This is a genomic window from Thermococcus atlanticus (genome assembly GCF_054657855.1).
Genome location: NZ_BAAHXX010000001.1, coordinates 1,372,774 through 1,385,832 on the forward strand (window position 1 = coordinate 1,372,774; position 13,059 = coordinate 1,385,832).

At 49.6% G+C, this 13,059-nt stretch carries 14 protein-coding genes; 2 read left to right on the top strand and 12 right to left on the bottom strand.

What is annotated here, in order from left to right:
- Positions 1-23: 23 nt before the first annotated feature.
- The 7 genes from ACYQ27_RS07270 to ACYQ27_RS07300 form a co-directional block, all read right to left on the bottom strand.
- Positions 24-1,649: a serine/threonine-protein kinase gene (locus ACYQ27_RS07270; protein WP_460041363.1), complete on the bottom strand. Its 1,626-nt coding sequence runs from the start codon at positions 1,647-1,649 to the stop codon at positions 24-26.
- Between the two features lie 78 nt (positions 1,650-1,727).
- Positions 1,728-2,345, bottom strand: coding sequence for a hypothetical protein (locus ACYQ27_RS07275; RefSeq protein ID WP_460041364.1), 618 nt, complete (start codon positions 2,343-2,345; stop codon positions 1,728-1,730).
- On the bottom strand, positions 2,342-2,935 hold the full coding sequence (locus ACYQ27_RS07280; protein ID WP_460041365.1) for a chromosome assembly protein: 594 nt from the start codon (positions 2,933-2,935) through the stop codon (positions 2,342-2,344). The genes ACYQ27_RS07275 and ACYQ27_RS07280 overlap by 4 nt, the downstream gene beginning before the upstream one ends.
- Positions 2,936-2,971: 36 nt before the next feature.
- A complete protein-coding gene (gene mntA / locus ACYQ27_RS07285) occupies positions 2,972-3,346 on the bottom strand; it encodes a type VII toxin-antitoxin system MntA family adenylyltransferase antitoxin (RefSeq protein WP_456453450.1) in 375 nt (124 codons plus the stop codon).
- Positions 3,318-3,494 carry a hypothetical protein gene (locus tag ACYQ27_RS07290; RefSeq protein ID WP_456395176.1) on the bottom strand — a complete coding sequence of 59 codons (177 nt, stop codon included), beginning with the start codon at positions 3,492-3,494 and terminating at the stop codon, positions 3,318-3,320. The genes mntA and ACYQ27_RS07290 overlap by 29 nt, the downstream gene beginning before the upstream one ends.
- 9 nt (positions 3,495-3,503) lie before the next feature.
- Positions 3,504-5,339 carry a hypothetical protein gene (locus ACYQ27_RS07295; RefSeq protein WP_456453449.1) on the bottom strand — a complete coding sequence of 612 codons (1,836 nt, stop codon included), beginning with the start codon at positions 5,337-5,339 and terminating at the stop codon, positions 3,504-3,506.
- A gap of 1 nt (position 5,340) precedes the next feature.
- Complete coding sequence (locus ACYQ27_RS07300; protein WP_456453456.1) at positions 5,341-5,856, bottom strand: hypothetical protein; 516 nt, start codon at positions 5,854-5,856, stop codon at positions 5,341-5,343.
- A gap of 67 nt (positions 5,857-5,923) precedes the next feature.
- On the opposite strand from ACYQ27_RS07300, the gene ACYQ27_RS07305 reads away from it, so the two are divergent.
- Positions 5,924-6,601 carry an adenosylcobinamide amidohydrolase gene (locus tag ACYQ27_RS07305; RefSeq protein WP_488199836.1) on the top strand — a complete coding sequence of 226 codons (678 nt, stop codon included), beginning with the start codon at positions 5,924-5,926 and terminating at the stop codon, positions 6,599-6,601.
- Here ACYQ27_RS07305 and ACYQ27_RS07310 read toward each other — a convergent pair whose 3' ends face one another.
- The 4 genes from ACYQ27_RS07310 to ACYQ27_RS07325 form a co-directional block, all read right to left on the bottom strand.
- Positions 6,602-7,159: a CBS domain-containing protein gene (locus tag ACYQ27_RS07310; RefSeq protein ID WP_456395182.1), complete on the bottom strand. Its 558-nt coding sequence runs from the start codon at positions 7,157-7,159 to the stop codon at positions 6,602-6,604.
- Positions 7,160-7,490: 331 nt separating this feature from the next.
- Positions 7,491-8,363: a DMT family transporter gene (locus ACYQ27_RS07315; protein WP_456453447.1), complete on the bottom strand. Its 873-nt coding sequence runs from the start codon at positions 8,361-8,363 to the stop codon at positions 7,491-7,493.
- A gap of 59 nt (positions 8,364-8,422) precedes the next feature.
- Positions 8,423-9,337 carry a UbiA family prenyltransferase gene (locus tag ACYQ27_RS07320; protein WP_456453446.1) on the bottom strand — a complete coding sequence of 305 codons (915 nt, stop codon included), beginning with the start codon at positions 9,335-9,337 and terminating at the stop codon, positions 8,423-8,425.
- Between the two features lie 116 nt (positions 9,338-9,453).
- Positions 9,454-10,248: a helix-turn-helix transcriptional regulator gene (locus tag ACYQ27_RS07325; protein ID WP_456395188.1), complete on the bottom strand. Its 795-nt coding sequence runs from the start codon at positions 10,246-10,248 to the stop codon at positions 9,454-9,456.
- A gap of 131 nt (positions 10,249-10,379) precedes the next feature.
- Between ACYQ27_RS07325 and ACYQ27_RS07330 the strand changes: the two genes are divergently transcribed.
- On the top strand, positions 10,380-11,132 hold the full coding sequence (locus ACYQ27_RS07330) for an RAD55 family ATPase (RefSeq protein ID WP_456453445.1): 753 nt from the start codon (positions 10,380-10,382) through the stop codon (positions 11,130-11,132).
- A 92-nt stretch (positions 11,133-11,224) separates the two neighbouring features.
- On the opposite strand, the gene ACYQ27_RS07335 is transcribed toward ACYQ27_RS07330, so the two are convergent.
- The gene (locus ACYQ27_RS07335) at positions 11,225-12,997 is read right to left on the bottom strand and encodes a DUF2226 domain-containing protein (protein ID WP_460041366.1); all 1,773 of its coding nucleotides are present in this window, start codon (positions 12,995-12,997) and stop codon (positions 11,225-11,227) included.
- Positions 12,998-13,059: the final 62 nt, after the last annotated feature.

Here is a 13,059-nt window from a genome sequence, read left to right on the forward strand (position 1 = left end):
TTCTGCGGCATTTCTGCCCAATCTTATGCACCGCTGACCTCATGCACCATCACCTCGGCTTTTTCCACCAGCTCCGCTGGAACCGGCAGTCCTTCGTTTATCCGGATTTCAAGCCCTCTGATTAGCTCCTCCAGCTCCTTCCTTGCCTCACCTTTTGCATATCTCTTCAGATCCAGCGCATACTTGTAGGCCTCCTTCGCATCACCGAGCTTCATGTGGAGAAGGAGGAGCTGACCGGCGTAGTAGGCCGAGCGCGAGAAATCAACGCTCTTCCTCAGCTCCTCCCTGTATCTTCCGCCGAGCAGTTCGCCCAAGTCTCTCTGGAGCTCATAAACTGATTGGTACCTATCCTCCTTCCTCTTTGCAAGGCACCTCATTATCAGGGGTTCGAGGGGTTTCGCATCGGGATTAAACCGGCTCGGCTTTTCAGGCTCCTCCATTGTAATTTTCCCCGCCACTTCGACGAAGTCCTCGCCGTCAAATGGCAGCCTGCCGCTCACAAGCTCGTACGTCAGAACGCCCAGCTGCCAGATGTCGGTTCTTCCATCCGTCGAGCCGAAACGGGAGCTAATCTGCTCCGGGGCAGCGTAGAGGGGAGTGAAACTCGTCCCTGTAGTCGAGCGGCTCTCCGTTACAACCTTGCTCAGCCCCCAGTCTGAAATCTTCGGCGTGCCGTTCTTGAGGAGGATGTTTGAGGGTTTGAGGTCACGGTGGATTATGCCCTTTGAGTGTGCATATTTCAGCCCCTCGCAGACCTCAAAAATCAGCCTTGCAGCCTTCTCCCAGTTCAGGGGTTTGTCAAGCCCCGCTAAGGAGCTTTCGCAGTACTCCATCTCGATGTAGGGGAGGGGCACTATGTTGGCATCGTAAAGCTCGACTATGTTTTTATGCTTTAACCGACTCCACACCATAACTTCCTTCAGGAATACCTTTCCGGCCTGCTCTGTCAGATGATAGGGGATTTTGAGAGCGACAACGCTGCCGTCCTTCCTTCTGGCCCTATAAACCCTCGCGAAGCCGCCCTCCCCCACAGCTTCAACCTCTTCATAGCGCTCAAAAAGGGTCTGGAGGTTCGGTGTGAGGTATTTCTCGCCGGATTCAGCTCTACCCCAGCTGGGGATGCCCTCCACAGGCTCAAGGACTTCAAATTCAACAGGAATCCTGACCAGAAATATGCCTGATTTTACCTTTACATCGGCCTTAAAGCGGCCGGTCTTTCTCGGGATGAATGTGATGAATTCTGATTTAAATTCCCCCTCCCTCATGGAGAGGCGAAGTCTGGACGGCGAAACATCTCCATACGCCCCCAGCTCGTCGAGAATTATCTCCACGGAGAATCTCCTGCGGGAGGTGTTCCTGAAGCCCACCCTGATTCTGCTCTCCTTATTGATGTAAAGTTCCTCTGGAGGCTCAATTACCAGTCCATTCCGCAGGAGTTCTCTCGTGCCGGTTTTCGGGAGATCAGGAGGAACAGGCAGGGGAGCTGGTTTGGGCTCCTCAAGCTCTCTGAATATCTCGGCAATCAGGGGCATGAAGATGAACAGCGCAATTAAAACTCCAAAAGTGCCCATCAGGTATATCAAAAAGATTGAAATCAGGAAGCGCCTTATGAAATCCTCCGTCAGACTGCGTCCTTTTCGCCCTGGCATTTCTTCCCACCATAATTCTCGTGTTCGCTCGCCTTTATTCACCTGAATTAGTACCTTCCCCTGGAAAAAGCGGGAAAATCAAAGTTCTTCCAGCAGCTCCTCTTTCTTCTTTTTCTCCTTCCCTTCGCCGGTTACCTTTTCAGCTGCAACCTCTGGCTCAAGCTCGCCCTCCTTGACGGCGTGGATGGTTCTCATTATCTCCGCCAGCTCCTCGTCTTCCTCGAAGTCAACGCCCGCCCCTATGGTCTGGTCGGTCATTCCGAGCATCTGGTTGAGGTTTTCGCTGAAGTTCCGTGCATCGAGCTGCATCTCGGCCAGGTTCCTCTCAAGCTCTTCCGGAGACATGTTCCTTAGCAGATCCCATGTTGGCGTTCCCTTGAGCAGGGCTTCATTTTCCTTTATTATCGCGAGGTTGCTTATGAGCATGAGCTGTTTGTTCAGCTGCGCATGGGTTTTCTGGAGGTTCTTCTTGCGCTGGTTGAGGGTCTTTATCTTCGTGGCTATCGTGAGCTCCTCGCTTTTGGTTCTGGCTTTTTTTGCCCGCTCAAATAGCAACGCCACCTCGTCGTCTATTGAGGATAGCTCCCTCTCAATCTTTTCAATCTGATACTCCAGCTTTATCTGGCTCTCCCGGAGCTTTGGAAGGGGGATGTCAAGGGGATTTTTCTTCCCGAAAAAACGGGAAAGGAAGCTCATTCTTCTTCCTCCTCAAGATGCTTGTCAATGGAGATAACCCTTTCAGCAGCCTCTTCAACGTCGGCCTCTCCTGCCTCAACCTGGCTCCATGCCCGCATGAGCTCTCTTTCGGTTTCATCTTCAGACTCCTCAAACTCCGCTATCTCCATCTCAAAGACCCTGTTGAGGCTGCTCACCATGTCGTCAAATTCCCTGCCGTCGAGATTTACCTTTATCAGCGCCTGCTCAAGCTGTTCCGGTTCGACGTTGCTCAACTTTTCCCAGATGCCGACCTTCCTGAGCTCCTTTTCGTACTTCTTGACTATGATGAGGTTCTTGACGAGTGTGTACTGTCTCTGCGCCGTGGTGAAATCCTTGAGCTTGAGCTTCTGCTCCATGTCGAGGCCTTTAATCTCCTGCGCCAGCATCCTCTTCTTGAGTTTGTCGGCGCCTATTCCCTCCTGGAAGAGCTGCTTTTTCTTTTTCTCTATGGTGTTTATGTCCTTCTTCAGCCTTTCGAGCCTGTTCTTCAGCCTTATCTCCTCCGCCTGAAGCTCTCTCAGGGAGAGCCTGTCAATCGTATTTTTCCTAAATCTATCGAGTATCTTCATATGAACACCTCCAGCTGTGAATAAACAACGAAAACTTCATCTGACCACTATCTCCCTCCGGGCTCTTCTCTCAAGGGGCTCGAAGTCGAGGTACTCCCAAACCGCATTTTCCACAAATCTGAACCTCTTCTCCTCGTCCCTGCTGAGGAGAACCCTGCCCCTGCTAACGACGCGGTATTTAAAGGCAGGAGGAGCGTCGTTGAGCACCCTTACATCAACCTCTCTGCCGAGCTTCATCTCAAGCTCTGTGGCAAGCTTTAGTTCGTAGCGTAGGTAGTCATTCACCGATTCATCAACGTAGACCGCGACGTCGATGTCCCTAAAGTGTTCCACCTCAAGTGAACTCCCGTGGAGATATGCGAAGATGATCTCGGGATGTTTTTCAAGCTCCTTCCTCAGGATTTTGATCATTTCCTCTATCGAGATACGTCATCACCTCCCCTATGAACTCGTCTAAGTCGTTAAGGCTCTCCTCGATGATGTGGAAGACCCTCTCATCTTCAAGGGACGCCTTGATATCTGCCAGTCTTCGCTCAATCAGTTCCCTGTCTACTTCCATATGAACACCTCAGAGAAAGCCCTCCTTCACAAGGATGTAACCAACCCCATCAATGAACTTGGTCGCATACCCCTTCTCCCTGGCGAGCTCATGAAATGCTCTCTTTATCACATCCTCAGTAGCGTTCTCAAGCATATCCTCAAGCCTGACGTAGCCTTTCCTGGAGAGTTTCTCCTCAATGATGCTCTTAATTCTGCTCATCAGCTCCTCGTCCCTCTCAAGCCTGAGAAATGGCTCAAATGCCCTTGCATATTTGTCGTTTGGATTTATGGTGAGCTCTCCGCTTTCAAGGTCAAGAAGTGCCAGGGAAACCTTCTCGGAAACGAAGTTTCTGTGGAAGTCTGTGGAACTGATGTAGTCCTTTACGCGGTGCTCGAAACCGGTTGGAGATGCAAGGAGGAGTATAACCCTGTCGAAGCTTTCCCTCCTGGCATCCACGAGGAGTGCATTCACATCAGCGAGCTCGGCAGGGTCTGTGTCGAATCCGACCTCCGCATACTTCTCAGGTCTGCCGCAGAAAATTGCCTTGAGGAGAAGTGTTTCTTTCTTTCCAAAGAACTTCTTCTCTCTGAGAATTGCGAGCAAAGCGGTGTTTTCAGGTATGTTCTTCAAATCCCTCTCGCTCAGCTTCCCTGCGAAGATTCCCGTATCAAAAGTGGCTTTTTCTGTTAGCGATTCAATCCTGAAGGTCTTCCCGAGTATCCTGAGCTCATTCCTGAGCCTGCCCTTCATCCTTCCTATGAAGTTCATCTCCATTATCCTTGCCTCGTCTCTCCTGACAAAGCGTGATCCCTTCTCTATCTTACCTCTGGCCGCCATTATCTCCCTTATCTTTTTCTCGACCTCGCTTTCCTTCTCGCTCAGCTCGAGCTCCTTCTTTCTGAGCTCCATTTCTCTCTGCTTCAGCTGGAGCTCCTTCCTTCGTATCTCATCTTCCATAGCTCTAATGCCTGCAAGCATCTCTTTCTGCATTCTGTCAAGCTCTTCCTCAAGCATTTTCCTCGCTTCTTCGTCTTTCATCTTTGAAATTTCCTCAACCAAGCGCTGCCTCTCTTCCTCAAAGCGTTTTTTCATCTCTTCCTTCTCCCGGATGAGCCGGGATATCTCCTCATCCTTCGCTGTTTCAAGTCTTTTTCTGAGCTCCTCTTTTTCCTTTTCAAACTGTGTCCTCATTTCTTCCATCTGGTTCCTCAGCCTGGAAATCTGCTTCTGGTAGAGGGTTTCAATGGCCTCTATCTCCTCCTTCTTCTGCTTCTCCCATTCAACCATCAGCGGCCTGAACCAGTCGAAGCGCATAACCGCCTCACTGAGAGCTTCGTTGACCTTGCCCTTATATGAGTCCCATTTGTTCTTCAGGAAATGCCTCAGTGCAAGCTTTATTTCCGGGTCCTCCAGTAACTCCCCGATCCATTTATCTACGCCCAGGTAGTAATCCTTCAAGAGGCTTAGGAGCTTTTCGTCCCTGGCAACAAGCTTCCTGAGGATGTCATCCTTGCCCATGATTTCAAAGACGTTGTAGCGCAGGATTCTGTCAACAGCCTGGATTTCCTTATTCTGATATCTTTTCTGAGCCGGGGGGTAAAGCTCCCGGTTATACCAGAAGCTCCAGGCTAAAATCGCCATTGCTCCCTCGAACTTTGACCTGAAGTGCCTGTCCAGATCAGGGAGAAAATCTCCGCATTTGCCGTCCAGATATTGATTGTAATTATCCTCAATCTGAATCCACAGTTTTTCCCTTCTGCTGAAACTCTCGATGTATATATCGAGCCCCTGTTTGATAACCCGTTCAGCTGGCCTCAAAAGTTCCCTAACACAGTCAGTTTTACCTTCTTCGAATATCCCCATCTCAATCACCTGCAAAAAGTTTCATTTCCTCATCAATCCTCTCAGCTAAAAAATCCACAGCATCACCGTATCCCTCAATCTTGAAGATAACGGTGGATGTTTCACCTCCCCTGATAATTGTCTTGATGAGCGCTCTCCCCTTTCGGGTATACACCTCATACACCCTCGCCAGGGCATCGGAATGAACATAGCTCGCATTGAGCTTTGAGAGAAGGTATTCCACAAACTTCCCAACAACACGCACACCCTCGGGTATGGAGTACTGGAGGGTTCTCATACTTGCCTCGACCTTCTTGACCACCTCCTCAATTTTGTAGACCTCTACTTTCTCGGCTGCGTTGCCGGAAAGCTTTGAGAGGAGTTCCGCTAAGAATTCATTTGCTCCCTCTGTTTCTATCAGGAAAACCATGCCTTTCGGTTTTCTTATTTTAGCCCTAGCCGACCATTTGTCCAGAAGGTAGTCTATGCGCTTTCTCTCAGCATCGGTTTCATAACTCACGAAGATCACATATTCCATAGGCACCACGACAAATTTTTTTGGCATTTTTACTATATAAACTTTTCTCCAATTTGGAGATTTCATGATGTTGGCATACTCAGAAAAGTTGAAATTCGGAGAGTTGAGAACACTCAACCACCATCAGACTATTAAACATCAAGATCGCACTAAACTCATGCGGCGCAAACACCACATCCACCCCTTTGAGGAGGAGATGCTGAGCTTGAGCAACGCACCCCACAACGGCGGCCTGTTTAAAGCGAGGGGATTCTTCTTTATGCACGTGCATAAAAACTACGGAGGGGACTACAGGAGGGACTGCAGGGAATTCGAGAGGCTGAATGGACTGAAAAATTATGTGGGCTTCATGACAGCCGCCGATATTGAGGATGTTCTTGCCTGTGCGAAGGCGGGGAAGGTGGAGGCACACGTTACCGCGGGCATAACAAACCCGGCCATAGCGGGTGAAACGCCACCTCCGTGGAGACCGGGAACGATAAACATCGCCCTCATCATCGATGAAGGTCTGAGCGTTGGGGCACTGGCAAACGCCATAATGACCGCTACGGAGGCAAAAACATACACACTCCTGAAGCTCGGCTATAATGCAACAGGGACGACGAGCGACGGCATAGGGGTTTTTGCCCGTGAAGGCGCCGTCCGGTGGGCAGGGACTGCAACAGAGCTTGGAATTTCAATCGGAAGGGCTGTGAGGGAAGCATTGGAAGAAAGCATCAGAAAATGGAAGAAAACCCGGGGGTAGCTACTTTATCTTGAAGAGGTCCGAACGCGTTATTATTCCGGCTATCCTCCCCTCTCTATCCTGCACAAGGAGAGCCGGATGCTCCTCAAGGAGATATTTAACGACCTCTATGTCCTCCTCTTCAGTTACTATCGGGAAAGGCTCTTCCATGACCTCCATAACCTTCCTCTCGTAGAGGTCTTCATATTCGAGGCTTTTCCTCACGAGAGTCCTCTCCGTTACAGAGCCAACAACCTTATTACCTGCCAGAACCGGTATCTGGGAGATGTTGTACCTGTTCATGAGCTTTATGGCATCTTCAACGGTTTCATAGGGTTTAACCGCTATAACAGGGGAGGACATGATCTGCCTTGCGGTTAGCTTGGCCTTCTTGCATTCCAGCAGAGCCTGAAGAATCCGGTTGAACGTGGAGAGCCGGGGGTCAACCTTGCCTGTCTCAAGTTTGGCTATGTATGCCTGGGTAACGCCCGCCTTTGCAGCGAGCTCCTCCTGGGTTATGCCAAGCTCCTTTCGAATTCGACGTATCTCTCTCGGATCAATAGGCCGCGGGATGGCCATAAATAACCACCGGTTATTAATTTTGGAAGGAGGGTTTAAAAAGCTGTGGGCCGGCAACAGAGGCCCGCCATCACCGCTCAGACGGGTGGATGCACCGGCCCTGTGGGCCCCGCGTGAGCACAGCCCCATCACTTGACCCCGCTTGAGGTCAGGGGCGCGGGTTGACGGGGCCCATGAGGAGACTGTTGTCCCCTCACTGTCGGCAGAATATACTCGGCTTCACATCTTAAAAGATTAGCGCTATCTGGATAACCGCAGTGTGCCTGAAAGCTTTGTTAGTGTTATCCACTTAAATGAACTGCCAGACTCAAATTATTCCAGCGACATGAACCTATGCCGTCGATATGAGTATCACGCCCATGACAGCGAGGATCAGGCCTTCGAGTATCTTCCTGTTCGGCGGCTCTTTGAGGAAGAATATGGCCATGGAGGATGCGATCAGGGGATTTATTGCGGAGACGGGAGCGGCGATCTGGGAGCCGACGAGGTTGATAGAATACACAAAGAGGTACTGTCCGATGAGAAGGCCGGAGACAGCTGCTCCGGTCAGAAGAAGGACCTCCTGCAGGGTGATTGTTCTGAGCTCACGGAGATGTCCGGGCAGGAAAATTGAAACCCCTATTGCTGCGAACATCATCCTTATGCCGGCGAGGGCAAGCACCGACATCCCCTGAACCGTGAGCCAGTCCATTGTCATTATGGCAAAGCTCCATGAAAGGGGGGCAAGCAGGGCAAAAATAAAGCCTTTGGGATTTATGCGCTCCTCTTCCTCCGCTTTCCTCACCACAATAATGGCGGTTACGATAAGAACCGCACCTGCTATTATCTGGATGTTGATGGGTCTCCCGAGGAAGAGGAACGCCCAGAGGATTGCCCACAGGGGGTATGTTGATGTTATCGGAACCGTCCTCGAAACACCCATGAGCTTCAGGGCTGTCAGATAGAAGTAATCACCTATGACAAAGCCGAACTGGGCCGAGACAAATGCAATCAGCAGCTCCTTTCCCGAGAGAAGGAAAAGGCCCGAAAACGTCCCGTCCGCAGCGAATATGACTGCAAACATGAGCGAAACAGCGTAAAGCCTGAATATGTTGGCCGCTATCGGGCTTTTGTTTTTCATCCCTGCCTTTATAAGTATGGCCGAGGCTGCCCATGAAAAAGCTGATGTGAGCGCCATCAGCACGCCGAGGAGCATCGTGTTCATGATTTAGGGGGATGCTTTTAAGTTTAAAAATTTAACGTTTCGATGGAAAACGAATAAGGTTACATGATGAGGGCGAGGGGGAGGGTGTATAACCACTCACCATCCACCCATACATCGAGAGATTTTCCGGGTTTATAGCCCTCTCTAGCAAAACGGAGGATGTATGCATAGCCATTGAGGATTGAGAATACCAGCACAGGGAGATACCTCCCGAAGTATCCCAGATGATATGCTAAAGCGAGCCAGAGCAGGAACGTCGAGTTCAGCGCTATCAGAAGGGCTTTGCTCTTCCTGAACCCGAGCTTCACGGGTATTGTTCTTATTCCGTTGACTCTGTCCCCTTCTATATCCCTGACGTCGAAGAGGATCGTGTTTATCATGCTCTTCATGAAGAAGAAGTAGTATATGAGGGCGACTTTTGAAAGCGCCACGTTGCCGGCCACGAGGTATGGTAGAAATGCCGTCCCGTTTGCCCACGTTGTTGCGATTATCGTGTTCTTAACCCCCGTAACGTCCTTGAGCCTCGGATAATTTGGGGAGAGGCGGATGCTGTAGAGAACACCCGCAGCTATGGGAAAGAGAACCACAAGAACCGCCCAGAGGCTTGTGAGGGCACTCAGAAAAACGGCCAGGAGGAGGGAGACCAGAATCGCATGTCTGAAAATCCCCTCAATCCTCTTTATGTAACCGACCCGTTCGGGATTGTTGATTTCATCCTCCTCCATGTCGGTTAGCTTGTTGATGCCATAGACACTGAAGACGAGGAGAAACGTGGCTGCTAAGAGGTTCCACCGGGGTTCAACACCGTACAGTATAAATGAGAGATAGAGCTTGAACACACCGCTTGCCGCAAGAAAAAGGGATGTTGATACCATGAAGGCAAAAACAGCTCCAGCTAACCCGGAAAAAGAGTTGAGCATATCCATGACCCTTTTATGTTTCAGGTGTTCGGCATAACCATGAGACAGCTCCATGTTACCCTCCTCTGACCTTAATTAGGCATAACTTTTATATAACCGTTATGTAATCATCCCAGTAAGTCCACCATATTAAAAAGGGTTAAGTGCATGAAATACCATGCCGCTCGATATCATATAACCCTTTCAGCCTTCCGCCTGTAGTGTTCAAACAGGTCAATTCCCCATTTTTTGGCACGTGGGCTCCTGCTTATCAGGTCATTCATCATATCGTAGGTGCCGTCGGGGAGGAACAGGCCCAGGGAGAGGAAGTTGTTCGTCACGGTGAACGCGACCTTTGGATTCTCATCGAGCACATAGAGCCGCACATTCGGCATTTCCCTGACCTTTTCGACAGCTTCGCGGGGGGACAGCTCGATCAGCTTTTCATACACCGCCCGGGTTGTTATAATCTCTATATCCACCTCCTCCCCAAACACCAGACCCAGAAACTCCTCGGGATAATCGGCAAACAGTATGGGCGAAACGCCTTTAATCCACTTGGACGTTTTTATGAGCTCCATATAAACATCGTGGGGAAGCCTCAGATATTCTGGTGTTGTTGTGTGGAGCTCTGAGTCCTTTAAATCCCCTATACGGAGCAGGAGCTCCTCAGGGATGCCGCTCAGATCATGGGAAAGCCAGAAATCCTCGAACTTCTTTATGCTCTCCAGGGCATCTGCGACATTTTTCACCTGAAGATATACCAGGCGTCCCATGTTGGTGAGCCGGTACTTCCTCGTATCGGGATCCTGGGTTATGAGCATCTCGTCCACAAGATCGCTGATGGCATGTGAGATGGTCGATTTGGTCGAACCAACCTGCATTTGGATTTCACTAAGAGCTTTTGGCCCTTCTGAAAGAGCCAGCAACACCTTGTAACGCACACTGGATGTTACAATCATTTTGAGCATATTTTTTGAATTCATGGCATCTCCTCCCTTTAAGATTATATTGTTCGCCTTAATAAACTTTTTCTTCCTTGGGAATTTTTGTGCTCTAAAGACAATTTTGTTTTTATAAAGCAAAAAGTTTATATATCCGGGAGGCGGAAAGGATAGTGTGGTACACCATGCAAGTGGTAACATCTGGATTGGTAGACATAGACCACGCGGTTGGTGGAGGGATTGTTAAAGGCTCAAGTCTGCTGGTTATCTACGATTCCTTCTCGCTGGGATGGGGGCTGCCGTTTAAAATACTGAAGCACAAGATTTCTGAGGGCTACCTGGGGATTATTATAAACTACAACCTTCCCCTTCCGAGGCTCATCCTGAGGGGCAGATCTGTGGGGCTCGATATTGAGAAGGAGGGCCAAAAGGGGAATCTCATTATCATAGATGTGTTCGGGTCGAAATATGACTTCCACCATCCCGGGGACTACATCTACAGGATAGATATTTTCAACCCCGAAACCTATATCCCGAAGCTTGAGCAGATATACAGGGAGATTTTCCAGAAAACAGACAGAGAGGGCATAGTTGAGTTCGTCTTTTCACTTGACGGCATGGCATTTGAAATAGGAGAAGACCGGACGGTAAAGCTAATCAAGCGTCTCCTCTCAAATAAAGTTATAAACGGCCGGCACTTGTTCTCCCTCTATCTCCTGAACAGGGACAGGGTTTCCATGGGATTCCTGTCATGGAATATTGAATTTAACGACTATGTCCTCGAATTCTCAAGCAAAAGGAACGATCATGAAATTCTTGAGCAGATGTATGTCCTGAAATCCCCGTTGTTCGAGTTCGAACCCCGTGTATACTCATATGACATAAAGCATCAGAGCATCGTGCCCGCCAACTCGCCAAGGAGATAGGATTAATGCAACCCCCCAACGTGATGAGCTCGGCAGAACTGACCTCAGGATGATGAGGATCTTGAGTGCTGAAGCACTGAAAAAATAAAAAATCAGCGCACTATTATTTCTATTTTTTCTGGAACAATCTGTATGCCATAATCCCTGGAGACATCTTCAATGGCCCGTTTTATGATTGTAATTGCTTCGTCCCTTATTCTGTCCGCCGGAGTTCCAGAAAATGCTCCGAAAAGACCTCCTATCTCTTCCTTTACAAAACTGGCCTCAATATCAACCCTGGTTGAGTTGCCGTCAAAATCCCAGTTGAATTTAAGCCACTTGAACGTGGCCCTGGGCACAAGTTTGAGCTCGCTGTGTATCCTGGATTTAAGGGTCTCCATCGCAGGCTGTATACGGTTCCTAATCATCACCTGCTCTGTTTCCTTCTTTTTCTCCTCGGTTAATGGTGCGAGCTCATCTATACCCGCCTGCTTCAGCAGCATCTCCACTTCCTTCTCCAGCTCTGCCTTCTTTTTCAGTATCTCCTCGGCCTTGGATGAGGTTGCAGGTCCCTTTGCTTCTTCAAGCTCAACTGTAATTCTGTGGACCGTGGTGTATTTGTTGAGGATTTTTCCTATCTCCCTTGCATGTCTGGCCACAATGGAAGCCACGGCGGTTTCAACCTGAACCTTATCCCTGCTGGACACACAGGCAAGGGACACGTTGATTTCGAATTCCTGCCTTCCAACGATATCCACATACATCTTCTTGACCCTGATTCCCGCATCCTCTATCTCTTTGAGGATGGTCTTCGAGAATGCGCTGAAATACGTCCAGTAGTCCTCAAGGGCCGTGAGTGTTATTATACCCTCCTTCCCCACCTGGGCGGTCTTTCTTTTGTCCCTGTCCACAATCTCCTGGGGCCTTACCTCTTCCCCGTCTATTATCACTCTTATATCCTTGACAATCGGTTTTATTCCCGTTTCCCTGAGGATCACCGGGGCGTACTTGCTCACGGCGTGCATCATCCTCTTCTCCGCTATCTCCTTCTGCATCGGCGGGGCGTTTGAGACACCCTGAAGGGCAACGTTCAGGTACACAACTCCCTCGCCGACGTTTCCCTCGAACACAATCCTCGTGATATCGAGACCCTTTATCCTCCGGGATTCCTTAAGCAGGTCCTCGGCGTATTTTCTGAAGGCACCTTCAGGTATCGAGCCACCCTTCAGTATGATTTCGACCTCAGGCTGCCCTCTGGGCTTCATAACTGATTCCGGTTTGGCTTCAGCTGGAGAAGGGGAGCTGACCTCCACTGGGGGTTTCATCTCAGGTTTCGGTTTGACCTCGGCCTCTGCCTGCGGTTTAATCTCCCGCTCCTGTTCCGGTGTGACCTCGACCTTTTTTTCCTCCTGCTCGATTTCCCTCACGGGTTCGGTTTTTACTTCGGGCACTGTCGGAGGTTGTGCAGCTCTTTCCGCTTCGGGTTTTTGTGCTTCAGGCTTCGTTTTCGCAAAAAGCTCCTGCAACGGAACTTTGGGTGTTGCGGAATAAGCATCTATGTTGTCGGCCAGCGAAAGTTTGAGGGAAATTTCATCAAACTCATAGATATCGAGGATCATGGGCATGTCGAGGAGAGATCTGAACAGTTCAACCGCTTTCTCTCCAACAACGGAGCTTTTCTGGTCGACCAGCATTGCTTCTACCGCCAGAAGCTTTGATCTGTCCATCAGCATCATGAGGTAATACTTGCCGGTTGCATCTTTTGCGAAAATCTTCAGAAAAACGCCGCTGGCATCCGATAGGGCATCTCTCACAAGGGATTTAAGCTCCTGAACATCTGTAACCACTATATTCTCCTTAACGGGCTGTCCGGTGGGTAGCTGCATAATCACCACCATTAGGTATATATATCTCCTTTTCTAAAGAATGCTGAGTCATAATATATCAA